28 protein-coding genes are annotated in these 24057 nt (G+C 47.9%); 5 read left to right on the top strand and 23 right to left on the bottom strand.

Translation table 11 applies throughout. The features are described 5' to 3' along the window. Nucleotides 1–38: 38 nt before the first annotated feature. The 10 genes from KNQ03_RS10020 to KNQ03_RS09975 all read right to left on the bottom strand — a co-directional run bounded on the left by KNQ03_RS10020 (nucleotide 39) and on the right by KNQ03_RS09975 (nucleotide 8627). A complete protein-coding gene (locus tag KNQ03_RS10020) occupies nucleotides 39–566 on the bottom strand; it encodes a type 1 glutamine amidotransferase domain-containing protein (RefSeq protein WP_035398198.1) in 528 nt (175 codons plus the stop codon). A gap of 98 nt (nucleotides 567–664) precedes the next feature. Beyond that, nucleotides 665–1102, bottom strand: a complete 438-nt coding sequence (locus KNQ03_RS10015; protein ID WP_149427014.1) for a peptidylprolyl isomerase — start codon at nucleotides 1100–1102, stop codon at nucleotides 665–667. Nucleotides 1103–1205: 103 nt separating this feature from the next. After that, entirely contained in the window at nucleotides 1206–2210 is a 1005-nt protein-coding gene (locus tag KNQ03_RS10010; protein WP_149427013.1) for a S66 family peptidase, read from the bottom strand. 83 nt (nucleotides 2211–2293) lie between these two features. Beyond that, nucleotides 2294–2938 (bottom strand): hypothetical protein, encoded by a 645-nt coding sequence (locus KNQ03_RS10005; RefSeq protein ID WP_064300236.1) that lies wholly within the window; start codon nucleotides 2936–2938, stop codon nucleotides 2294–2296. Between the two features lie 93 nt (nucleotides 2939–3031). Then, entirely contained in the window at nucleotides 3032–4333 is a 1302-nt protein-coding gene (locus KNQ03_RS10000) for a pyrimidine-nucleoside phosphorylase (protein ID WP_055967087.1), read from the bottom strand. A gap of 47 nt (nucleotides 4334–4380) precedes the next feature. Beyond that, a complete protein-coding gene (locus KNQ03_RS09995) occupies nucleotides 4381–5193 on the bottom strand; it encodes a purine-nucleoside phosphorylase (RefSeq protein ID WP_029341181.1) in 813 nt (270 codons plus the stop codon). Between the two features lie 18 nt (nucleotides 5194–5211). Next, complete coding sequence (gene deoB, locus KNQ03_RS09990; protein WP_055967084.1) at nucleotides 5212–6384, bottom strand: phosphopentomutase; 1173 nt, start codon at nucleotides 6382–6384, stop codon at nucleotides 5212–5214. Nucleotides 6385–6502: 118 nt separating this feature from the next. Continuing rightward, nucleotides 6503–7387, bottom strand: a complete 885-nt coding sequence (gene xerD / locus KNQ03_RS09985; protein WP_214724747.1) for a site-specific tyrosine recombinase XerD — start codon at nucleotides 7385–7387, stop codon at nucleotides 6503–6505. Between the two features lie 125 nt (nucleotides 7388–7512). Then, entirely contained in the window at nucleotides 7513–7995 is a 483-nt protein-coding gene (fur, locus tag KNQ03_RS09980) for a ferric iron uptake transcriptional regulator (RefSeq protein ID WP_023467675.1), read from the bottom strand. Nucleotides 7996–8096: 101 nt separating this feature from the next. Then, entirely contained in the window at nucleotides 8097–8627 is a 531-nt protein-coding gene (locus KNQ03_RS09975) for an NUDIX domain-containing protein (protein ID WP_214724527.1), read from the bottom strand. 168 nt (nucleotides 8628–8795) lie between these two features. Between KNQ03_RS09975 and KNQ03_RS09970 the strand changes: the two genes are divergently transcribed. Beyond that, nucleotides 8796–9650 carry an aldo/keto reductase gene (locus tag KNQ03_RS09970; protein ID WP_023467673.1) on the top strand — a complete coding sequence of 285 codons (855 nt, stop codon included), beginning with the start codon at nucleotides 8796–8798 and terminating at the stop codon, nucleotides 9648–9650. Nucleotides 9651–9717: 67 nt separating this feature from the next. Then, nucleotides 9718–10377 carry a type 1 glutamine amidotransferase domain-containing protein gene (locus tag KNQ03_RS09965; protein ID WP_023467672.1) on the top strand — a complete coding sequence of 220 codons (660 nt, stop codon included), beginning with the start codon at nucleotides 9718–9720 and terminating at the stop codon, nucleotides 10375–10377. A 63-nt stretch (nucleotides 10378–10440) separates the two neighbouring features. Here the strand turns inward: KNQ03_RS09965 and KNQ03_RS09960 are convergent, their stop codons facing one another. The 11 genes from KNQ03_RS09960 to KNQ03_RS09910 form a co-directional block, all read right to left on the bottom strand. Continuing rightward, the gene (locus tag KNQ03_RS09960; RefSeq protein ID WP_149427010.1) at nucleotides 10441–11058 is read right to left on the bottom strand and encodes a hypothetical protein; all 618 of its coding nucleotides are present in this window, start codon (nucleotides 11056–11058) and stop codon (nucleotides 10441–10443) included. Between the two features lie 80 nt (nucleotides 11059–11138). Next, nucleotides 11139–11675 (bottom strand): PadR family transcriptional regulator, encoded by a 537-nt coding sequence (locus tag KNQ03_RS09955; RefSeq protein WP_023467670.1) that lies wholly within the window; start codon nucleotides 11673–11675, stop codon nucleotides 11139–11141. Nucleotides 11676–11838: 163 nt separating this feature from the next. Continuing rightward, nucleotides 11839–12423, bottom strand: coding sequence for an NUDIX hydrolase (locus tag KNQ03_RS09950; protein WP_149427009.1), 585 nt, complete (start codon nucleotides 12421–12423; stop codon nucleotides 11839–11841). Continuing rightward, nucleotides 12420–13001 (bottom strand): CDP-alcohol phosphatidyltransferase family protein, encoded by a 582-nt coding sequence (locus tag KNQ03_RS09945; protein WP_023467668.1) that lies wholly within the window; start codon nucleotides 12999–13001, stop codon nucleotides 12420–12422. Before KNQ03_RS09945 ends, KNQ03_RS09950 begins: the two co-directional genes overlap by 4 nt. A 1-nt stretch (nucleotide 13002) precedes the next feature. Then, nucleotides 13003–13890, bottom strand: coding sequence for an ABC transporter ATP-binding protein (locus tag KNQ03_RS09940; protein WP_064300242.1), 888 nt, complete (start codon nucleotides 13888–13890; stop codon nucleotides 13003–13005). Next, nucleotides 13862–14611 (bottom strand): ABC transporter permease subunit, encoded by a 750-nt coding sequence (locus tag KNQ03_RS09935; RefSeq protein WP_244290108.1) that lies wholly within the window; start codon nucleotides 14609–14611, stop codon nucleotides 13862–13864. The genes KNQ03_RS09940 and KNQ03_RS09935 overlap by 29 nt, the downstream gene beginning before the upstream one ends. Next, the gene (locus KNQ03_RS09930; RefSeq protein ID WP_214724525.1) at nucleotides 14608–15366 is read right to left on the bottom strand and encodes an ABC transporter permease; all 759 of its coding nucleotides are present in this window, start codon (nucleotides 15364–15366) and stop codon (nucleotides 14608–14610) included. Before KNQ03_RS09930 ends, KNQ03_RS09935 begins: the two co-directional genes overlap by 4 nt. Next, nucleotides 15353–16549, bottom strand: coding sequence for an ABC transporter substrate-binding protein (locus KNQ03_RS09925; RefSeq protein WP_214724523.1), 1197 nt, complete (start codon nucleotides 16547–16549; stop codon nucleotides 15353–15355). Before KNQ03_RS09925 ends, KNQ03_RS09930 begins: the two co-directional genes overlap by 14 nt. Nucleotides 16550–16568: 19 nt before the next feature. Then, nucleotides 16569–17327, bottom strand: coding sequence for an SDR family NAD(P)-dependent oxidoreductase (locus tag KNQ03_RS09920; protein ID WP_214724521.1), 759 nt, complete (start codon nucleotides 17325–17327; stop codon nucleotides 16569–16571). Beyond that, on the bottom strand, nucleotides 17327–18298 hold the full coding sequence (locus KNQ03_RS09915; RefSeq protein WP_058265148.1) for an MBL fold metallo-hydrolase: 972 nt from the start codon (nucleotides 18296–18298) through the stop codon (nucleotides 17327–17329). The genes KNQ03_RS09920 and KNQ03_RS09915 overlap by 1 nt, the downstream gene beginning before the upstream one ends. 173 nt (nucleotides 18299–18471) lie before the next feature. Next, the gene (locus KNQ03_RS09910; protein ID WP_050678501.1) at nucleotides 18472–19911 is read right to left on the bottom strand and encodes an NADP-dependent glyceraldehyde-3-phosphate dehydrogenase; all 1440 of its coding nucleotides are present in this window, start codon (nucleotides 19909–19911) and stop codon (nucleotides 18472–18474) included. 218 nt (nucleotides 19912–20129) lie between these two features. Here KNQ03_RS09910 and KNQ03_RS09905 point away from each other — a divergent pair, with 218 nt between their 5' ends. Next, nucleotides 20130–21008 (top strand): chemotaxis protein CheV, encoded by an 879-nt coding sequence (locus KNQ03_RS09905; RefSeq protein WP_023467660.1) that lies wholly within the window; start codon nucleotides 20130–20132, stop codon nucleotides 21006–21008. Nucleotides 21009–21054: 46 nt separating this feature from the next. Here the strand turns inward: KNQ03_RS09905 and KNQ03_RS09900 are convergent, their stop codons facing one another. Beyond that, a complete protein-coding gene (locus tag KNQ03_RS09900) occupies nucleotides 21055–21423 on the bottom strand; it encodes an Hpt domain-containing protein (protein WP_023467659.1) in 369 nt (122 codons plus the stop codon). Between the two features lie 122 nt (nucleotides 21424–21545). Here KNQ03_RS09900 and KNQ03_RS09895 point away from each other — a divergent pair, with 122 nt between their 5' ends. Next, nucleotides 21546–22481 (top strand): magnesium transporter CorA family protein, encoded by a 936-nt coding sequence (locus tag KNQ03_RS09895; protein WP_023467658.1) that lies wholly within the window; start codon nucleotides 21546–21548, stop codon nucleotides 22479–22481. A gap of 80 nt (nucleotides 22482–22561) precedes the next feature. On the opposite strand, the gene KNQ03_RS09890 is transcribed toward KNQ03_RS09895, so the two are convergent. Then, complete coding sequence (locus KNQ03_RS09890; protein WP_035408959.1) at nucleotides 22562–23665, bottom strand: PP2C family protein-serine/threonine phosphatase; 1104 nt, start codon at nucleotides 23663–23665, stop codon at nucleotides 22562–22564. A gap of 126 nt (nucleotides 23666–23791) precedes the next feature. On the opposite strand from KNQ03_RS09890, the gene ytzI reads away from it, so the two are divergent. Beyond that, nucleotides 23792–23965, top strand: a complete 174-nt coding sequence (ytzI, locus tag KNQ03_RS09885) for a YtzI protein (RefSeq protein ID WP_023467656.1) — start codon at nucleotides 23792–23794, stop codon at nucleotides 23963–23965. Nucleotides 23966–24057 lie beyond the last annotated feature (92 nt).

Raw genomic sequence — 24057 nt, 5'->3', positions numbered from 1 at the left:
ATGCAGGAGTCCGTCTCGTGACGTCCCCTGCATCTGAATCACGCTTGTTCTTCCATCACTTGGATGAAGGCACGCATGTAGTCCGGTAGATCGGGCGGACGACGACTCGAGACGATATGTCCGTCGACGACGACTGCTTCATCATGCCAAATTGCACCCGCATTCGTCATGTCATCCTTGATTCCTGGCGTACTCGTGACGTTGACACCTTTTAAGATGCCGGCAGAGATCAGCACCCAACCAGCGTGGCAGATTTGACCGATCGGTTGTTTGTTCTGGTCAAAATGACGCACCATGTTCAGAACAGAGTCAAAGCGGCGTAATAGATCGGGCGACCAACCACCTGGAACAAGAATCGCATCGTATTCTGCTGGATTGATCTCATCGAACGTCTTATTCGATTTGATTGGGACACCGTACTTCCCGATATATGTTTCATCCGCTTTCTCACCGACGATGTCGACGATTGCGCCTTCTTCACGTAAGCGATGGACTGGATACCATAATTCTAAATCCTCGAAGTCATTGCTGACGACTTGGATGATTCGTTTTCCTTCTAAACGCATGACAAACACTCCTTTTTCGAGTTGAGTTCCCTTACTGATTGTACCCGGTTCTGAAAAAAGAAAAACTCCTCTTCGAACGTTCGAAGAGGAGCAAGAACTTACGCTTCGACGCGGATTTCTTTGATGCCAGCGCCTTGCTTCATTTTTTGTGCATGTTCGAGACCTGAAGTCACTTGTCCGAAGACCGTGTGTACGCCGTCGAGGTGCGGTTGTGGCTCGTGTACGATGAAGAATTGGCTTGATCCTGTGTTACGACCAGCGTGTGCCATCGAGAGTGAACCCGCCTTGTGTTTGTGTGGGTATGATGTTGACGTTTCACAAGGAATCGTTTTTCCTGAACCGCCTGTACCGTTTCCGATTGGGCATCCGCCTTGTGAGACGAAGCCTGGGATGACACGGTGGAAGTTCAATCCATCGTAGAAGTTCGAGTTCGCAAGGTTTTCGAAGTTTTCAGTCGTGATCGGTGCTTCATTGTTGAACAATTCGAATTCGATTTTATTTCCATCTTCTAATAAGATATGACCAGTTTTTTGCATGTTTGACCAACCTTTCGTGCTTTTCAGCAGGAGATTCGTCACGATTCAAGATCGTGATTCCATGGTACAGTGTACCAAATTTCAAGGCGTCGTGCAGACCTTTTTACTCGACGGCTGCCTCTAACACATCGAGTGTCACCGAATCCGTGGCTTCGACACGAATCCGCACCCCATTCGCGAGTGTTGTGACGGGATCAGTATGCCCGAAGTCCGCATCGAGAATGATCGGGAAATCATAGCCCCGCGTCGCGCGCAGAATGATGTCCTTGAGCGGGAAGTCCGGGTCAAAATCGACTTTGCGCGGGAAACGTCCGACGACGAGTGCCGCAATCTTGTCATACGCACCCATGTGTCGCAATTGCGTGAAATACCGGTCAATCGTTTCTGGTGTCTCACTTTCGTCATCCTCAAGCATCAAAACGACACCGTCAAACGATGGCAAGTATGGAGTTCCAGCAAGCAGTAAAAGTGTTCCCGTGTTCCCCGTCAGAATCGGACCTTCTGCGACACCGGTCTTAACGATTGTGTACCCTGCGTTCACTTGATGTTCTCGTCTTCGGTCGTCCGCGACATCCCAGCGTAAAACCTCATCTGTCCACTCCTCAGACGCTTCGATCCGACCGATCGGCTCCGTCTGCATGAACGTACGTTTGAACGATTCTTCTGTATACGGATCAAGACCATCGAATTGACCGAACTGCGTCAGCAATGCGGGTCCGACGAACGTCGTCAATCCTGTCTGCTGATAGATCCCAGCAAACAGTGCCGTGATATCGCTGTAACCTACGAAGATCTTCGGATTGTTCCGGATCAATTCATAATCGAGTTCGTCGAGTAGCTGGTGTGAATTAAACCCACCGATGGTCGAGATGATTGCCTTGATTGACGGATCTGCGAACGCCATATGTAAATCTTGCAGCCGTTCCCCGATCGTTCCTGCCGTATGACTATGAACAGCCGTTGCGTTCGGCATTAAGACGACCTCGAAGCCCATTTTTTCAAGTGTTGCGATACCGCGGGCGAGACGACGCGGTACGTATGCTGCGACAGCAGACGCCGGCGAGACGATGGCAATCTTATCCCCTTTTTGTAAGCGTGGTGGTTTCATGAGAGTTCCCCCTTTTTCATTACAAGTATTTCCAGTATAACAAATCGAAGAGGAACCGCGTACTCTCATTTTTTCCATCCATCTTACAGCTTCACGAAGAGCGAATCTCCGTTCTCAAGCAATTCTCCTTTTTCCGAAACATAATCGACCTTGACTGTCATATGTTGAAGAATCTTTTGTTCGCGCAACGACTTTGCCCACGCTGTGACCTGCGCTTTATCCTGTTCGTGTCGCTTGCGTGGAACGTCCACTAAGAGCGTCGGAGCGACTTCCTTCCGTAAATAAGCCTTTGAATCAAAACGCGCGTCACCTAGCTGCTGTATTTTATCGTTGTCATAAAGTACGGTCACGCTCAATTGATTGTTCAGTTGTTCGAGAGTCGGCGACGGGATCCGTCGCTCTAACCGATCTTCCCAAAGTGACGCATGATACGAGTCAACGAACCTCCCCGACTCCTCTTGTTGATAGACGAAAAACTCAGTATTCGTTTTTTCGTCTATCGCGCGTGCGGCATATTCAAATGGAAAATTGCCCATGTTGTCGTAAAGACTACCGGTCACCTTCGCTTCCGGAAGATGCTGTTCTAAGTAAGTTTTTGCTTTCCGCTGTACTTCAGTCTCTTTCGTTCCATCCGAGTTCATATCCTGTGTAAAAGCGAAAGTCATCAATAAGGCACTACCTCCGATGACTCCAATTAGACTGGCAATCCCGATTATCCAACGTTTCATATGCTCCCCTCCCATATTTTTACACTTACAATTTTATCATAAAAAAAGAGTAGCGGACGACGTCCACTACTCAAGTATTGCTGATTGGATTGCTTACTGGATAACAGCGTGAACGAGCGGGCGTTCTGCCGGTTTCGTTTCACTGATATGGTACGCGTGATCCATTTTTTCGATTGCTTGATCGAGTGTTTCTTTGTTTGAACGAAGTGTTGCGATGACATCGCCGACTTCGACACGGTCGCCGACTTTCTTGTGCAACGTAACGCTTGCTGCGTGATCGATCTCATCTGCTTTCGTCGCGCGTCCTGCACCGAGGATCATTGCTGCAACACCGACTTCGTCAGCGATGATTTCAGAGACATAACCTGCTTTTGAAGCGACGAATGTTTTTTCGTATTTCGTTTCAAGTGCTTTTGTCATGTCGTCAACGAGAGACGCGTCGCCACCTTGAGCTGCGATGAACTTTTTAAAGACGTCAAGTGCTGCTCCGTTACCGAGACGTGTTTCGAGATCCGCATATGCTTCGTCAAACGTCGGGTAGAAATCACCGAGGACTGCCATGTGTGATGCAATCGTTAAGGCGATGACTTTCAAATCACGGACATCTTTCCCTTGAAGGACTTCAATCGCTTCCTTGACTTCGTTTGCGTTTCCGATTTCAAAGCCGAGCGGCTGATCCATGTCCGTAATGACAGCAACCGTCTTACGGTTGACACTCTTACCGATCGAAACCATCTCTGTCGCAAGTGCTTTTGCATCTTCGAACGATTTCATGAAGGCACCAGAACCCGTCTTGACGTCGAGTACGATGCTGTCTGCTCCTGCTGCAATCTTCTTCGACATGATCGAACTTGCGATCAATGGGATCGAGTTGACCGTCGCCGTGACGTCACGAAGGGCGTAGAGTTTTTTGTCTGCAGGCGTTAGGTTACCCGTTTGACCGATGATTGCCATCTTAATGTCGTTGACTTGTGAGACGAACGCTTCTTCTGAAAGCTCGACGTCAAAACCAGGGAACGCTTCGAGTTTGTCGATGGTTCCACCTGTATGACCGAGTCCACGACCGCTCATCTTCGCAACCGGAATACCGATTGACGCAACGAGTGGTGCGACGATCAGACTGATCTTGTCACCAACACCGCCTGTCGAGTGTTTATCGACTTTTTTCCCGTGGATACGTGAAAGGTCGATCACGTCGCCCGAGTTGACCATCGCCATCGTCAAATCAGCGATTTCACGATCTGACATTCCTTGATAGAAAATCGCCATCGACATCGCTGACATTTGGTAATCTGGAATCTCACCATTCGTGAATCCTTCTACCATTGCTTGAATATCAGCTGTTGCGAGTTCGCCACCGTCTCGTTTTGTTGCAATCAAATCTACCATACGCATAATCTAGTTCCTCCTCAGGAGTGGTTTGTGAGTTTTATAAACAGTCGTTACATTTTTTTGATCGAACCGCGAACGAGTGATAGGAAGTGTGCCCGGACACGTTCTGTCGTTTCGATGACTTCATCATGATGTAACGGTTGGTCGAGAATACCTGCTGCCATGTTCGAGACACATGAGATCCCAAGGACTCGCATATCGGAATGACGGGCAACGATGACTTCAGGGACCGTCGACATACCGACGACGTCGCCACCGAGCATCCGTGCCATCTTGACTTCTGCTGGCGTCTCATACGTTGGACCAGTGTTTCCGAAGTAGACACCTTGACGGACACGAATTCCGAGTTCATCTGCTGTTTCTTGTGCGAGACGAAGTAATTCCGCATCATACGGCTTCGACATATCCGGGAAACGTGGTCCCATCTCATCGACGTTCTTCCCGATCAATGGGTTCGTACCGAAGAAGTTGATGTGATCCGTGATCAACATCAAATCACCTGGTTCGAACGCTTCGTTACAAGCACCCGCTGCGTTCGTGACGATCAATGTCTCGACACCGATCGCTTTCATGACACGGACTGGGAACGTGACCATGTCCATCGAATATCCTTCGTAGAAGTGGAATCGCCCTTGCATCGCAACGACTTGTTTCCCTTCAAGAGTACCGAAGACGAGTTGTCCCGCGTGTCCTTCGACCGTTGATACTGGGAAGTTCGGGATTTCATGATATGGAATCGCGATCGGGTTTTCGATCTCATCCGCGAGGACACCCAGTCCTGAACCGAGAATCAATCCGATCTCCGGTTTTGCCTGCATCTTGCTTTCTAAAAACGAACGTGTTTCATTCCAGTTGACTGTCATCTGAATCGCTCCCTCGAATTATAGTTCTGTTAAAAAGCTTGTTCCATGTGCCGGCATCTTGACGGCGAAGTTTTCTGCGACCGTCGCTCCAAGATCAGCGAACGTTTCACGGATACCGAGCGGTTTTGCAACACCATTTTTATGGTAGGCAAGCAATGGTACGTATTCCCGTGTATGGTCAGTCCCAGCATGAACCGGATCGTTTCCGTGGTCAGCCGTGATGATCAAGAGATCGTCTTCGTTTAAGCGAGCAAACACTTCCGGAAGACGCGCATCGAACTCTTCGAGTGCTTGTCCGTAGCCTTGCGGATCACGACGGTGTCCGAACAACGCATCGAAATCGACAAGGTTTAAGAAGCAAAGTCCGTTGAAATCACGATCGAGTTGTTTCACGAGCTGATCCATCCCGTCCATGTTTGACTTCGTCCGGATTGCATCCGTGACGCCTTCTCCATCGTAGATATCAGCAATCTTACCGAGCGAGATGACATCGAGTCCTGCCGTCTCGAGTTCGTTCATGACCGTCCGGTCGAATGGTTTAAGTGCATAGTCGTGACGGTTCGCTGTCCGGACCCACGCTCCTGCTTCACCAAGGAATGGACGTGCGATGATACGACCGAGCATGTACGGGTCATCCCGTGTGATATCACGTGCGTATTCACAAATCCGGTACAGTTCCTCTAATGGCACGACTTCTTCGTGTGCTGCGATCTGAAGGACAGAGTCTGCCGACGTATAGACGATCAAGGCGCCTGTCTCGACATGTTCTTGTCCGAGTTCGTCGAGAATTTCCGTACCAGAAGCCGGTTTGTTCCCAATGATCTTCCGACCTGAGAACTCTTCTAGGCGATGAATCAAATCATCCGGGAATTTTTCGAAGACACGGAATGGTGTATCGATCCGGAGTCCCATGATCTCCCAATGCCCTGTCATCGTATCTTTCCCTGCAGATACTTCTTGCATTTTTCCATATGCTGCAAGCGGTGCTTCTTCAGCTGAGATACCTTCGATCGGTTCGATATGCGAGAGACCGAGTTTTGCCATGTTCGGCATGTTGAGTCCGTTGCGTTCACGCGCGATGTGACCGAGCGTATGCGAACCAAGATCTCCGAACTGTTCAGCGTCCGGTGCTTCTCCGATTCCTACGGAGTCCATGACGATCAAAAATACACGTTTAAATGATTGTGCCATTTGCTGTTCCTCCTATATACGAGCTGTAGTTGTGCGATTCCCGTTACGATTTTTCCCGGAAAGGGACTAGACAAAACGCATCATTTGTCTGAAGTCAGACCTTTAAAAGATAGAACCATCATGCCCGTGGATGATGTTTCTTATACACGTCGTGGAGTCGTGCTTTGTTAACGTGTGTATACATTTGTGTCGTCGACAAATCAGCGTGTCCTAGCATTTCTTGTACGACGCGTAAATCGGCACCATTTTCAAGTAGATGGGTCGCGAACGAATGGCGCAGGACGTGCGGTGTGATCTCTTTTTCAATACCCGCTTCCTTTGCCCGTCGCTTGATCATCTTCCAAAACCCTTGCCGTGATAAACGATCACCGCGACTGTTTAAGAAGACGTCGTCCGTCTGTTGACCACCGAGACTGTTGCGCGCGAGGTCAAGATATGTCCTGACGCTCTCAATCGATGTCGTACTCATCGGGATGATCCGGGATTTGTTCCCTTTCCCAAGACACGACAGATACCCGAGTTCGAGTTGCAAATCGTTCAACTTCAGTTGGAGCAGTTCGCTGACGCGCATGCCTGTTCCATAGAGAAGCTCAAGCATTGCTGCATCTCGTCGTGTAAGCGGATCGACACCGATGACCGAATCAAGCAAGCGTTCGACGTCCGTTTGACTCCAGACGACGGGCAACTTCTTCTCCGGTTTCGGTAAATCAAGATGACGAGACGGATCGTGTGTCGCAAGTCTCTCTTCGATCAAATATTGATGAAACGAACGGATCGAGCTCGTCGCCCGGCGAACCGTCGATCGTGACTTTCGTGCTTCAAGCAATCGTTCAATATGGTCGACGATATGATGTCGGTGAACCTGTTCGAACGAGGAAACTTCCGCTGTTTCAAGCGTCTGTAAGTATTGATTTAAATCATTTCGATACGCAGCTGCCGTATTCGCGGACATTTGCCGTTCAATCACTAAATAATTGATAAATGCTTCCAGTTGTTCACGCACTGAACTCATCCTCTTCGTTTACGAAATCGCTTACTTTCCCATCATATCAAAGGTGTAAACCGTTGTGAAGAGGTCTGACCTATAAAAATTGAAAAAGAAAAACCATCCGAAATTTCGTCGGACGGTCAGACTGTTTGTGTTTGCGATTGTTCCAACGCTTCCCGAGCATGGCGCTCTTGGCAGACACGGCAGACGCCATGGAATGTCAGGCGGTGATCCTTGATTTTAAAGTGGAATCGGGACACGATTTCTTTCTCTACTTCTTCAAGCATATCATCTAAAATCTCTTCGACGGATCCGCATTCGATACAGACGAGATGGTGATGCGAATGACTCGCACCTTCTTGTCGTAAATCAAACCGGGATACGCCATCTCCGAAGTTGACCTTATCGACGACTTCAAGCTCCGTCAATAATTCGAGCGTCCGGTAAACCGTCGCAAGTCCGATGTCGGAGTTCTTTTCTTTTACAAGGAGAAAGACATTTTCGGCACTGAGGTGATCCGACTCATGTTCGAGCAGGACACGCACAGTCGCTTCACGTTGGGGAGTCAGCTTATATCCTTTACCGCTTAGCTGTTTTTTGATGCGTTCTACACGACTTTCCATCATAACGCCCCCTTTGTTCGAACTGATGCTATTATCATAGCTGATAATCAGTCTTTTTTCAAATTAAAATGATTATCAACTGAAAATCATTTAAATGAGAATCATTTTAAAGTACGAATTTGCCAATGCTGGATCGCCATGATCGTTTTCGCGTCAACGATCGTTCCGTTTGCAACGAGTTCGAGCGCTTGCTCAAGCTTCAATGTCTTATTCTCAAGGAACTCATCCTCATCGAGTTGACGATCACCGGCAGTCAGACCGACTGCTTCATAAATATGTACACGCTCGCTACAGAAACCAGGCGCACCGTAAAAATCAAAGACATGTCGTAACTCTTTCGCGACGTATCCTGTTTCTTCCTTTAATTCGCGTCCGGCACAATCGAGTGGATCTTCACCCTTCTCGAGTTTTCCTGCTGGGATCTCGATTGATAGACTCTCGAACGCCTTCCGGTACTGTTCCACGACGATCAAATCACCTTGTTCATCAAAAGCAATGATCGCGACGGCACCATTATGATAGACCAATTCACGGACCGAGGTATTGCCGTTCGGTAACGTGACGACATGTTTCTCGACGTCAAAGACTTTTCCTTCATAGATCACTTCACGTTCAATCGTTTTTTCTTCCATCGGATGTGTTCCCCTCTTCTATCTTAGTTTACGTTCTCTGTCATGATTAGTATGCCGTTTCCGACGTATTGCCGCAAGACTTCGAAATCGTCTTTTTCATCAGATATGATACACTAGAATGCAGAAGTTCCAAACTTATAGTTCATCTAAGAAAAGAGGGAATTGAACATGTCATTAGGATTAGGTACGATGACGATCTTAAAGCGCGGTCAGGAAGAAGCAACAGCAATCCTGCGGACGGCACTTGATGCTGGAATCACGCACTTCGATACAGCGGACGTCTATGCGAACGGAGCGGTCGAATCCATCATCGGTCAAACCTTCTCACAAGAGGATCGCAGTCGATTGTTCCTCGCCTCAAAAGGTGGGAATCGGATGAACGCGACCGGAACCGGTTGGACATGGGATCCGAGTTATGACTATCTGAAGCAAGCTTGTCTTGAAAGTTTGAATCGTCTTGAAACACCTTATCTCGACCTGTATTACGTCCACGGCGGCACGATCGATGATGACATCGATGCGTCGATCCGCGCAATGGAAGATTTAAAAGCAGAGGGAAAGATCAAGGAATATGGTCTGTCGTCACTGCGCCCGAATGTCATCGAATATTGGCTCGAGCATAGTAATTTCTCTTACTTGATGACGCCTTATTCGTTGCTCGATCGCCGCATCGAAGAGTTGTTGCCACGCTTAAAAGAGAAAAACATCCAAGTCGTTGCCCGTGGTCCACTGGCAAAAGGACTCTTGACACATGAGAGTGCTTCACGCCTGCAGTCGGTTGATCGGTTCGAACAATTCGATAAGGAAACGCTTGAGGCGAGTCTACAAAAACTTCAAGATTTCCCGCTTCCTGCGCTTGCGTTGCAAGCCATCGATCAACAGGTCGACATCGTCCTTCCTGGTGCGTCGAGCGTGTCACAGCTTCAGGCAAACGTCCAAGCGATGAAAGAGTCGATCTCACAAGCTCAAATCGATCAGGCACTTGCTACACTACCGGTTCATCACTATACGGAACACCGGTGAGGTTTAACTCTTCATATCTCCGGGAAACTCCTTCTTTGTAACGTTCATACAGAGGAGGAGTTTTATTATGGCTCGTATTTTAATCGTATCGACAAGTGCAGATGACATGAATGGTCACAAAACAGGATTATGGTTCGAAGAGTTCGCAGCACCATACAACCTGTTTAAGGATGCAGGACATGACGTGACGGTCACTTCGATCAAAGGTGGCGACGTCCCGATCGATAAAGCATCGATCGTTAAAGAAATCTTGCCGAAATTCCAAGATGCACGCCGTGCGTTGCACGACACGAAAGCACTCTCGGAGGTCGATCCAGCATCATTTGATGCCGTTTACTTCCCAGGTGGTCACGGTGCAGTCGTCGACTTCCCGAATAACCCACAAGTGGCTGGTGCCATTGAAGCTGTCATCAAAAAAGATGGCGTCGTCGCATCGGTCTGTCACGGTCCAGCAGCGTTCGCACACGTCATGATCGATGGCAAACCTTTCGTTTCAGGTCGTCAAATCAACGGCTTCACAGACGAAGAAGAAAAATCGACAGGTCTCGAAGATAAAGTACCATTCTTGCTTGAGACGACACTTCGTGGCGAAGGCGCTACTTTCCTCACATCGGATGCCGGTAAGGAATTCGCCGTCATCGATGGCAACGTCGTCACAGGACAAAACCCAGCGTCAAGTGAAGCAGTCGCAAAACTAGTCCTCGCGAAACTGGCGACACAAGCGTAATAGATAGTATTCACAAAAAATGGAGCGCGCGACATCATGTCGCGTGCTCCATTTTTTCATACGTTATAGACGGTGAATTGAATCCAATCGTTCGAGGTCAGCTTCTGTCTCACGTGTTTTTTGTTCGAGTCGCTTTAACTCGTCCTCGAGTTGTTGCTGTTGGGCTTGCAATGCAGATCGTTCTTCCTCCGTATAGGAACGTGCTACTTCTTTTTCTTTGAGGTACCACCATTTTTTGACTTTTTTAGGTGGCGGTCCGAGTTCAATCTGTTGCTCGTGTTGTTTGACCTCATCTATTTGTTCAGCATGCGCCAATTGAAGCTGCTTCAATTCCGCCTCATAAGTAGCTTGTCTAGCTTCAAGAATTGGTGTGAGGTACGCGAGGATATGCGCAGTAAAGTCTCGCTCGACGACCCGTCGTAACACATCTCGCCGAAGGGAAGCTTCCGAATGACCTGAGGCATTCTCCCAAACGATTGAATCCGCTCGTTCTAGAATCTCCTCTTCTTCTGCTTCTCCGAGCCAACGTAATTTCAGCAATAATGGTTCAAGGAGTGCTTCTTCTACATACGCCGTAAATTGCGAATACGAGATCGCTTCTCGTATCAGCGGTTCTTCATGTAAGCGAAATAATGCTTCCGCCTCTTCCTCAATCCAGTCTTCATAGTCATTAAAGTACATCGATTCTCTCCTTACTAAATCCTATTACAAAATAAAACTGGCTCGAATCCGCCATCTACATGACAGTCGAGCCAATTTTGTTAGACGTTTGCTTCGTTCTTTTTGATTTCCGCGATTGCCCAGTCACACCAATCCAAGTAATTCAACATCATACGCAAGCCGTACTCACTCGTCAAGGTCTCCCCTAGTGTTGCACCGTTCTCGAGGTGGTCGTGACGCCAACTATGCATCATCTCGACGGCAAATTGATGGTGCCGCTTCGACTCTTCCAAATAAGCAACGGCTTCCTCTGGTGGGAGCAAATGCAAGAGCGACACCCGCATCAAGTTCTCATCCTTCATCTTCGGTTTGAATTCATTTGGTGTCCGTAACCATTCAACGAGCTCCGTACGCCCTTTATCGGTAATCGAATAGACTTTCTTGTCCGGTAAGTCTTCTTGGACGATATGGACACTCGTCACGAGCTCTGCCTCTTCCATTTTCAACAACTCTCGGTATATTTGAGTATGATGTGCGGTCCAGAAGTGGATCATCTGTTTTTTGAAAGTCGCGCTTAAATCGTAACCGGTCGCTTCCCCTTGGGTCAGCAGCCCGAGTAGTGCAAATCGTAATGCCACTGGCTGCACCTTCTTTCCTTCTTTTGTATATATACTTAATTATCTCAAATATATCTTAATTTCGCTACTCTTGCGTCGAACGAATGTACGATTAAAAAAAAGACCTGCGAGCGAAATCACATTCGATCGTAGGTCTTCATGCGTTATTGCTTTTCCATTCGTTCTATTTACGTAATTGCTCGATTCCCTGTCGGACATGTCTCCAGTAAGAAGAAGGATGCGGAACGAATTGACGACGATCGAACCACTCGCCTGTCGTGTCCTGAATACGCTCGATGGACATGTCAGCGATTCGCTCAAACTGCTCGATCGAAAAAGCAATCAATCGCTTCACTTCTGTTTCCTGGAGGACGTATGCGTCTATCGCTTGATCACTTCGAGCAAGAAAGACATGGCATCGCTCACAGTCCCATAGTGACGCATCCCGAAACTCCTCTTCCTGGATGCCAAGCGGTATCAATTGATCAAACGTACATGTCAAACCAATCTCTTCCTCGAGTTCCCGGACACCATCCTCGACTGTCTCATCCGCAAGCAAGTGACCCGCTGCCGTGATATCAAGCATTCCTGGAAAATCCTTCTTTTGTTCAGACCGTTGCTGGAGCAACACGACGTCCCGCTTTGGATCATAGACGAAACAATGAAACGTTTCATGCCATAAGCCGTTTGCGTGGACTTCCGATCGTGGACGAGGTCCGAGCAGGTTGCCCGCTCGATCCACGGTCATGATCATCTCTTGTTCACTCATCGCAACACCTTCGAAGCTTGATGGAATCGCTCCCCGACCGTATAGAGTTCAGCAATCAAAAAGACAATTGCGATCCAAATGATGGCGCTTGGGAACAGGATCATCGCTGTTAGGAATAAGAACCCTTCCGTCCGCTCGACCAGTCCCGGTTGATATTGAAACGACTTGTAGCCGTAATTTTCACTGACCGCTCCGATTGCAAGGAACATCGTCATCCCAATGACGAATGATGCGACGAGCAACAGAATAACGACCTGCGTTTCCGGAAACCGAAGCGCAAGACCAATCAATACTGACAGCTCGACGATCCGGTCGAGAACAAGGTCAAGAATCGTGCCGATTGGAGTCGTCTTTTCTTTTCGTGCCATCGTTCCATCGATGACATCAAGCATGCCCGAGATCCACAACAAGACAATCGCCGTTCCCATCATGTCGTTATAGACGAAAAAGCCCGTCGCACCACCGATGATGCCGGAGATGATCGTCACCTGTGTCGCCGATAATCCAATTTTCTTAAATAAGGTCGCCCCTTGATCAAATAGGGGTTGAACGATTTTACGCGCACGCGTATCTAACATGTCACCCCTCCTTTCTAACGATATAGCCTTCTTTCTCATGAATCGTCTCGTCTGAAGAGAGCACGAGTCGTTCTCCGGATGCTCGTTCGACTTCGTAGAATCGAACACCGTATTGAATGAGTTCTTTCGTAATCGTAACACGTTCATCCGTCTCCTTCGTCGGTCTTGAGACCAAGTTGACTGCCGTCAACGGATGCCATGTTTCTTCAATTTGAATGCCTTCGCCAAAAAACGGGCTGGTCTGGCTCAGCGTAATCGGTGTACCATGATCGACGATTCGCCCCTGTTCTAAGACATAGACGATATCCGCCATCGCCATTGCCTCTTCCCGATCGTGTGTGACAAGGAGTGTCGTGACACCTTGTTCCTCGGTCAACTTCCGAATCAATGTCCGTAGTTCCCGTCGTCTCGGTACATCTAGACTCGAGAACGGTTCATCGAGCAACAAGAAGTCCGGTTGACTTGCCAGCGCACGAGCTAAACTCGCCCGCTGCTGTTCGCCCCCTGACAATTCGTGAACAGCACTTTTTCCTCTTCCCTCGAGTCCGACGCGATGTAACCAGGATTCGAGCTCGATCGGTGTTAATTGTTTGGCGCCGAGACGGATGTTCTGTTCGACGTTCAAATGTGGGAACAACAGCGACCGTTGAAACATCATCGTCACACCTCGCTGATTTGGTGAAAGGACAGTCACATCTCGGTCGCCGAACTGAATCACTCCACTCGTCACACGTTCGAGACCTGCAATCAGGCGGAGAAGCGTCGTTTTCCCACTACCACTCGGTCCGACTAAAGCCACACATTGTCCAGATGCGATATTTAAATCGATATCAGACAATACATGCTTCGTTCCAAATCGTTTATTGACTTGTTGTATCGTGACTTCCATTTAAACGCCTCCGTACGATTCGTATCCAACTAGAAAAAATAACGGCTTGTCCAGCATAAAAGAGAATGGGCAACCCGATCAACCACAGCGTCGCTAGACGCGCCGCCCCTTGCGAATTACCAGAATACGCCGGGAATACTTCGAGTGATATCATGCGGACGATCCCACCACCAATCAACGCAACTAGTGCATACTGACTGATCGTGATCACCGTGACGAGTAGCGTCACGGATTGTAACGTCGACCGAAGCATCGGTCCCGTCAAATAGAACCAACGCTTGAACCGGTTCCCCTCAATCAAGACCATCTGTTCAAGCATCCGTTCTCCGAGCGCCTGAAATCCGTTCGTGTACAAGCGAACTGTATACGGCAAGGTCGGCAGAAGCAACACGAGCAGGACACCGAAAAATCGATCTGCCAAACCAAGACGGATCCATGTCAAATAGAGACCGAATGATAGCAATAACACGGGAACGAACAGCGGCAAACTAATCAAGAACTCTGCTATACGAATCCGTTTCCCCGTTTGAAAGGCAATCGCTTTTCCTGCCATGTACCCGAAGAGATGATTTAACAATACGACGGCACAAATCATCGCGACGGTCGTACCGAGCGTCGCTTCTAGGCGCGGATTCCAACTCCACTCTCCTGGAATCAAACCGATTAAAGGAACGATGAACAGGAGTACAACGAATACGATCACACTGATTTTTTTCATCATTCGCTTCGCCCCCTACTGATCTTCGTTGCCAGTGGGCGTGTCAAACCAGTCATAAGCAATAGCAGGAGGAAGAGTCCTCCCGTCAAGACGACACTCATTGCAAAAGCGAGTGGTTGCTCCGATAAATCGCCTTGTGTATACAAATCGAATGCATAGACGCCAAGTAATTTTGGATAGGTCACGCCGAGCAGTGCTGGAATCTCATATGCGAACAGGATGAAGGCAAGCAAGATAAATGCTGCCTCAAGCATCGGAACGAGCAGGAAAACACCCCGCGCATGCCAGAATCGGCGCACTGGTGATAAACCGAGCATCATACCGAGTTCTTGATAACGCGAATCAAGGCGCCGGACCACCGGTAAGAGATAAAAAAACACGAACGGAATTTCTTTATACAGATACGTCAAGATGACACTAAAATAATTCCCTTCATGCGGTCCGATGACAGGCACATCACTCAAATAGAGAATCGCGAGGTATGCTGCTCCTAGATGAGGGATGAATAAAGGAATCGCAAGTAACGCAGCTAGTCGTGTTCTGCTCAAGAGCCTTGCGAGCACCACACCAATGATCAGCGCGAGCACCGTACTGACGATGGCCACGTAACTGCTGACGGCTAGACTCTCTAAAAAGACCTCATCCGTCAGTAGCTCGCGGTAATCAGCAGATGTCGTCATCGAGATACTGATCCATAACCCGTATAAGACCATGCCTGCCATCAAGAGTGCAGCAGGATACGCGTTACCGCGCCACACGAGACGGCCATTCCTTACGGATCATCTCGAAAATGGATGGGTCGAGTTCCGTCCGGACCTTTCCTTCAAAGACGCTTGGCTTTGGTGTCGACGGTGCAGCCGGTACATCAGCGAATTGCTTTTGTTCTGATGAATCAAGTGTCGATAAATCAAGACTCGTTCCGTCTCCCCAATACGTCGCATCGTATTTTTTCAACTGTGCTTCTGGTGATAACAACGTATTGATCGCTACGAGTGCGCCCTTCGGATTCGGTGCGTTGAACGGTACGGAAAGGAAATGCGTCGACGCGATTGATCCATCCTTCAAGACGATCGGACGTGTTTGTTTCGGAAACGTTCCTGACTTCACTTCTTGTTCAGCCCGTCGTTCGTTGAAGCCCATCGTGAAATCAACGTCTCCCTTCGCGTATAACTGATCGAGTTGGGCAAGTGTCTTTGGATAGGTCTTCCCTTTTTTCCAGAGATACGGTTTGATTTCGTTCAAATAAGCCCATGTCTTCTTGAAGTCTGCTTTCGGGTCTTTTAAGGTTTCATTCGATTCGACACCATACATGACGTGGCGGACGAAGGCATTCCCCGTAAAGTCCGTCACTTCCGGATAAGTGAAACGTCCTGGATTTTCCTTGACCCATGACTTCAGTGCTTTCAAGTCGGTCGGTGGCGACTTCACGTCAGCTGCGTCATAGTGCAACGTATATTGAACTTTCCCCCATGCGGCTTCAAGTCCGTCTGTTTTCGTACCACTATCTGAACTCTGTGCGGCAGCATCGACATACTTCATGTTCGGGAGGACTTTTGTGATTTCTCCATACAGTAAATCATCTTTTTTAGCATTTAAAAAATTATCGCCATTGATCCAGACGACATCGATGACACCTTTTTCCTTACCTGCCTGTTTCTCAGCACGCAGTTTTTGAATGATATCCGCTGTCTCGATCGGGACCCGTTCTAACGTGATGTTGTGTTCCTTCTTCAGACGCGATGCTACGTATTCATCGATGTAGGCATTGATGCCGTCATCGCCGCCCCACATATACATCCGAACCGTTGACTTTTCCGCTTCTTTTTCGATCGTCTGATAAGAAGTCCCTAAGACATTCTTCGGTTCCGGTGTCGCATCCGGTGTTCCACAGCCTGCGAGCAGCGTACCTAGGGCAAGAAAGCTGATTACCTTTGTTTTCATTTGTCGTTCTCCTCCGTCATCACTTTTTATCGAAGCCCGGTTTTCCTAACCACTCGATCAACCGTGGCATCACGCCGTACCCTTTTGCCGATAGCTCCATCCACCATGGTGCATTGACTTCACGTTTACGCCGCTCTATTGCTCGGACGACAGTCGAAGCTAGTCGTTCTTTCGATAGGACGATAGAAGCGACATTTTGCTCATACTTCCGGTCGACATCCGCACGGACAAAAAATTCTGTCGCGATCGGTCCTGGATTGACCGTCATGACGTGGATGCCTTTTGGACGTAACTCGAGACGTAACGCGTTCGAAAACTGCAACATCGCTGCTTTCGTCATGCAATAGATCGTTGATTTCGGTGTCGGCAACTTCCCCGCCTGACTGGCCACGTTGACGATCATGCCACCTTCTTTGAGTAATGGCAGACATGCCTTCGTTAAGCGAACGGGACTTAAGACGTTGATCCGGTGCATCGACTCAATCGTTTCAATCGAGGTATCGTCTAAGAAGCTGAATTCCCCGAAACCTGCGTTATTAATCAAAATATCAATCCGTCCATAACGATTTGCGAGTGTTTTTGCAAGAATTTCAGGCGCCTTTTCCAAATCGTAGACCAGGTAGTCTGCCTGGAGTTCAGATGCTAACGTTTGTAATCGATCCTTGCGTCGTGCAATTAAAATCAAGTTTGCGCCTTCTTTATGCAGAGTGCGCGCCAGTGCTTCCCCGAGTCCACTTGAAGCACCCGTGATGACAATCGTCCGGTTGATGAGCTGCATTAGACTTCCTCCGCTTTTGAATAGTAGAGGATACCTGATCGTTTCTCGACCGTGATCGCACCGCGGGCGACGAGTGTATCGAGGCGTGCTTTCATCTCACTCATGACAAGAGGGAATGATTTTTTTAATCGGTTTCCATACGTCACTTGTGCTAATTCGAATAACGTATGTTCTCCCGTAAAATACTTCAAGAGCTGATCACCACGTGCTTTGCGTTGCATCAATCGTTCTTCGACGAGTACCGCAACATCTCGAATCGGAGCACCATGTCCAGTGTAGGCGATTCGAATCTGCTCACTTTGTAATTTTTCTAAAGAGTCAAGATACGCAAGAACAGGACGTTTTACGAGCACATCATCACCTGGTTGTGGTTGCTCGAGCAATGGATTCGGCTCGACCCGGTCGAGCAGGTGATCAGCCGCGAACAACACACCATCGTCACTTAGTATTCCGATTTGGTCACTTGCATGCCCCGGTAGTTCGATGACCCGGTATCGCCCAGACGGCGTAATCGCGTCGCCTTCTTTTAATGTAAAATCAAGTTGACCTTTTCCAAGCCATTTCAAGGCAGATTGATAGCTTGGTAACATCTCTTGAATCGCTAGCGGAACGCCAAACGATGTCGCCAATCGACGCAAGAATGCGTCCCCGTTGTTCAAGAAGGTCTCGTCCTGTTCCAAGTATGGGCGTAATCGCGCATGTCCATAGACGGGAATGCCTTTCTCTGAAAAGCGATGTGCCATCCCAGCATGATCCGCATGGTGATGTGTCACGATGACACGATCTAAATCCTCGACCTGAAGTTCATGTCGTGCAAGCGTCCGTTGCATCGTTTGCCATGCTTCAAGCGTATCCGGTCCACAATCAATGAGGATGTTTTCCCCTTCCGTTCGTAGTACATAGCAGTTCACGTCTCCAACCGGAAATGGTGTCGGAATCGGAATCGGGATGATTTCGTCTGATACAGTCATACCTACACGCCTCTTTTCTCTCGTCCATTTTCTTTCATTATAGAGAGAATGAAGCTATAGCGCCAAACTTTGTGCGTCAAAGGGTGACATTTGTTTTCTAGCTTACGTTACGGCGTGAGAAATGGATGCACAAAAAACCGACCTTTCCGCAGATTGAAAGGTCGGTCAGAAACTTATTTTAAGTTGAGGACTGTTAATTTGTCGCGTGTCATCGAAGCTAAGCTACGTCCGACGCCTTGAACGCCGAGACCCGATGATTTCACACCGATGAATGGGAAGTGGTCAGGACCACGTTCCGTCCGACCATTGATTTGAACAGAACCTGTTTCAAGCGCATCCGCTACTGCAAACGCAGCATCGATATTCTCTGTGAAGACACTTGCTTGAAGACCGTATTCTGATTCGTTTGAGTATGCAATCATTTCGTCGACTGAGTTGACACGGATGATTGGAAGAACTGGTCCGAACGGCTCTTCCCAAGCAACGCGCATGTCGCGTGTCACGTTGTCAAGAAGTGTTGGTTCGATCAAGTTCGCCGTACGTCCGCCACCTGAGACGAGCGTTGCGCCTTTGTCTGTTGCGTCCGTGATCAAGCCTTCGACGAAGTCCGCTGATTTCGTGTCGATGAGCGGCACGACGACACTGTCTTGTTCAGGTGAACCGACTGTCAATTTCGCGATTCGTGTCTTGAGTTCTTCAATGAGTGCATCCGCTTGATGATCAAGAACGAAAACGCGTTTGATTGCTGTACAACGTTGACCTGAGTAAGAGAACGCCCCACTGATGATATGGTCTGCCGCAAGTGACAGATTCGCATCTTCAAGAACGAGCGCTGGATCTTTTCCACCAAGTTCAAGGACAAGTGGAATCATTGCCGATTGACGCGACAAATGTTGTCCTGTGCCTGTACCACCAGTAAATGTGATCATGTTGATGCCCGGGTGAGCCGTCAAATAATCACCAATGACCGATCCACGACCTGTGACGATGTTGACGAGTCCAGCTGGAAGACCTGCTGCGACGAGTGCTTCGACCATCAAGATACCGCTGATTGAACCTTGTGTTGCCGGTTTGAAGACGACGGCGTTTCCTGTCATGAGTGCCGGTGCGAGTTTCGCCGCTGCCAAGTTGACTGGGTAGTTGAACGGTGAAATCGCAAGGACAACGCCGAGTGGTGCTTTTTTGATGACCGCGATTTTTTTCGCGCTACCGCCTGGGAACGAATCCCCTTGCATCATCTGACCGTCGAAACGAAGACCTTCTTCCGCAGTGTAGCGAATGATTTCAGCTGTCCGTTTGACCTCTTTGACGCCATCTGCACGCCCTTTACCGACTTCGCGCATGATGACTTCACCGATTTCGTCTGCACGTTTCTCGAGTTCCGTTGCCCAAGCGTGAAGCAATTCAGCCCGTTTGTTAGCTGGTTGTTTTGCCCACTCTGCTTGTGCCGCTTTCGCTGAAGCGATGGCACGATCGACTTCCGGTTTCGTCATCGCTTGGACGCGACCGACAAGATCCTCTTTATATGGTGAAGAGATTTCAATCGTCTCTTTTGATTCACTTTCATGCCATTGTCCATCTAGTAAAAATGTGTAGGTTGTTGCTGTAGTCATTCCACTCTACCTCCATTTATTTTTATCTCTCTCATTTCAGTGTGTGGCTGCATAGCTTATTGTAATCAATTGGTCTGACAAATGCCAAACTTTTTGCTTAACATATTATGAAAGCGATTACAACACTTTTTTTGTCAATTCAGAACTAGAATTTTTAGCGTAGCATGCCGATAACTAGTCAGAAGTGAAGTGAAGGTAATGGAAAGGGGCACAACCATATGTATAATCAGCACGATATTTTATTAGAAGCCGGCACGAACGAACTCGAGATCGTCATCTTCCATTGCGGACCATACACGTTTGGAATCAACGTCATGAAGGTTCGGGAAATCATCGTTCCGCTCCCGATGACACCACTCCCAGGTACACCGGACGCTGTTAAAGGATTGATTGAACTGCGTGGCGAAGTCATGACAGTCATCGATTTGCCGACGGTCATTGGTGTTCCACACGATGAAGCAACCGAGGATCGATTGATCATCTGTGAATTTAATGGGGAAAAAAGCGTCCTGCGTGTCGATTCCGTGACGGAAATCCGTCGTATCTCATGGGAACAGATCGATACACCAAACGAACTCGCTCGTGGCATTGAGGGATTAACGAACGGTGTCGTCAAAACGGGCGACAAAATGATCATCTTGCTCGACTACGAAAAAATCGCACTTGAGCTCTCACGCAAGGATATCTTCGCCCGCGAAGAAGGGCGTCGCGTCCAGTCCCGTGACCGGTCCGACAAAGTCATCTGGATCGCCGAAGACTCGGAAATGCTCCGGACGTTGATCATCGAAACACTCGAGGAAGCCGGTTACCATGGTCTGAAATGGTTCATCAATGGTAAGGAAGCTTTTGATGCGTTTGAGAACGGAAGCAACTGTGACCTCCTGATCACCGATATCGAGATGCCGAAGATGGATGGACTACACTTGACGAAACGACTCCGTGAAGATGATCGTTATGCGGAATTGCCAATCATCGTCTTCTCTTCCTTGATTTCCGACGATTTACGCCATAAAGGTGAGTCGGTTGGTGTCAATGCACAAATCACGAAACCGGAAATCGGTCGTTTGATCGAAACGGTCGATTCATACGTCTTATAAGAAAAAAAGCCGACAGCATGTCGGCTTTTTTGATCTATTCGATTGCTCAACGCAGCGCGTCAAGATTTTTTCCAGTAAACACATCGAGCCAGACGACACGGAATTCCACCATGCATTGCTCAATCCGATCGACGATTTCTTGTGTTCCGGTCATTGAACCAGATTCTGCTTCTTTTTCAAGCAGTTCGAAATCATCAGCTAAATCATCAGCGGCAACGGAATAGGAAGCACCTTTTAGCAAGTGAGCGAGCTTTTCAGTTTGCTCAGCATCTTGCTTGGCGACGGCATCTTTTAGTTCAGGAAACTTTCGATCGAACTGCGCGATATACGTTTCTCCGATTTTTTGAAGGAACGCGTGATCCCCACCCGCGATCGATTGAAGTTCTTCGAGCTTCTTAGCATTAAAAAAAGGCATGTCTTCCCCTCCTCTGTTTTCATCTTATCACTAATCTTCGTAAAAAAAAATCGGAGAATCATTTACACGCCATCGTTTCTATTTCTATAATGAGACAGTGAAGAGCAGGAGGGATAGACAATATGTTGACGATTTATCGAAGCGATGTCACCGGGGCAGTCAACGAGATACAGGAGTTCACGAAGGGTTCCTGGATCCATCTTGTCAATCCGACAAAGGACGAAGCCGACCAAGTCATCGCTGCTACGAATATTCCAGAGGATTTCATTTATGACCCTTTGGACGTGGAAGAAAAACCACGTTTTGAAAAAGATGAAGAAGGTCTACTGATGATCGTCGACGTTCCCTACATCGAAGAAGAATCATCAGGACGCCGTTATAATACGATTCCGCTCGGTATCATCGTGACATCCCGTCATTTCATCACCGTTTGTTCGCAACAGCTCGATGTCCTGACGTTATTCTCGAGTGGTAAGTTGCGAGGATTCCGGACGAATTACCGATCGCGCTTCGTATTCCAGATTCTCTATAAAGTCAGTTCCTCGTATTTACGTTTCTTGCGTCAAATCGATCGTCGTATGGACGAACTTGAGGAAGAACTTCAACGTTCGATGCGAAATCAAGAAATCTTTCAATTGATGAACCTTCAAAAATCATTGGTCTATTTCATGACGTCCTTGAAATCGAACGATGGTGTGCTCGACCGAATCATTAAGACTCCGAGTCTTGAGAAACATGAAGATGATGAAGATTTACTGGAAGACGTCTTCGTCGAACACCGACAAGCGATGGAGATGGCTCAAATCTATAAAGACATCATCAGTTCGACGATGGATACGTTTGGTTCTGTCATCTCGAACAACGTCAACTTCGTCATGAAGTTCCTTGCCTCGATTACGATTGTCATCTCGATTCCGACGATGATTTCCGGGATGTTCGGGATGAACGTCCACGTTCCATGGGAAGGAGAAGTCATCGGATTCTGGATTGTTTTCGGTATGATGATCTTCTTCTCTGGTCTTGCCGCCTTCATCTTATGGCGGAGAAGGTTCTTTTAGTTCAAGTAGATTCAGAGCTTGTATGACTCAAAAAAGACTCAGCGACGGTGCTTCCTTCGCTGAGTCTTTTCATTTACAGGTTAATTGATTTCGACCGTCACGAGACATAAGTCATCCGCTTCATCGCTCTGATCCGGTTGAATCAACTGATGGATGTTCGGTCCTTGTTGTTCGATCAGATTCTGGATAGCGTGGATTCCTTCATCAATGCCTTTACTGTAGAGTTCCATGAAACCATCCGTGTACAGGTAAACACATCCTGGTGAGACGATGTCGATCGTCTTGCTCGAATACGTCGAGTCTTCGAACATACCGACAGGAAGTCCCGTATTCTCAAGCGGAATGATTTGATCATTCATGCGTAACAAACCAGGTGGGTGCCCTGCGTTCGCATAGCTGAGCTTCATCTCATCTAGGTCGATGTAGAGGTAAACGGCAGTGAAATAGATTTCTGTCTCGTCTCCCGGGAACAAACGACTCATCTGCTGATTCAATTCTTCAAGTACTTGTGCTGGATCACCAATCCGGTGCACGAGTTCGAACAAAATCGAACTCATTCCCATCGTGATCAGCGCAGAAGAGACACCGTGTCCCATGACGTCAAACAAGATGATGCCGTATTTATTTTGAGAGATGCGGTACCAGGCGTACATATCTCCTGCTAATTTCTTAGAAGGGATATACGTCGCCATGATGCGGATCTCATCGTCTTCGATATTCGCACTGAGCACACTCTGTTGCAGTTTTTGCGCCAAATCAAAGTCTTCCTGTAATACTTTTTCATATCGTTTTCGCGCATCGATTGCTTGCTTCAGACCAATCGCGTTACGAACTCGCGCGAGCAATTCCGTTTTACGGATCGGTTTCGTCGTATAATCCGATGCTCCTGCATTCAGTCCATCAACGATATCTTCTTCGTTTGATCGCCCGGAAACGATCAGAATCGGTAATTCATCAAGACCAAACCGTTTTCGAATCAAACGTGTCGCCTCGATTCCGCTGATTCCTGGCATTTCGACGTCGAGGAGAACGACGTCCAACTGTTCGATGAATAACGGATCCTCCATCAATTCGATTGCTTCTTCCCCACTCATCGCCTTGACGACGTCATAGCCTTCATTTTCTAACAATCGCTCTAGGAGCATTAAATTCGTTAACTCATCATCTACGACCAAAATACTCATACGCCGTCACCTCGTTCCGTTTAACATGTTTATCTGACATCAGTTTAGCACACAACCTACAATTTCGTTTAGACGGAAGCTGCGTTTTCCGTCATACTAGAAAGTGAACGAAAGGAGGAGTGGACTATGTGGTTATATGTCGTCTCCATTCTCATCATCGTATTCGTCTTGGTCGCCTCGATCATCGTCATTTCGAAAGGATATGGCTACAAAGGCAACAAAGATGATATCGAAATCGATTATGATGAAATCAACCGAAAACTTCGTCACGAAAATGATGATGATTCATCCAACAAATGAACCTCTTAGACCATCATATCACGATGGTCTTTTTTATATTCATTTCAAATACATGTTATTTTTAAATGTTTTTTATTCACTCACAAGGGTAT

The organism is Exiguobacterium sp. s143 (genome assembly GCF_018618895.1).
Classification (GTDB): domain Bacteria; phylum Bacillota; class Bacilli; order Exiguobacteriales; family Exiguobacteriaceae; genus Exiguobacterium_A; species Exiguobacterium_A abrahamii.
The sequence above is the reverse complement of the archived record's forward strand: the minus strand, read 5'-3'. Positions and strand labels throughout refer to the sequence as shown.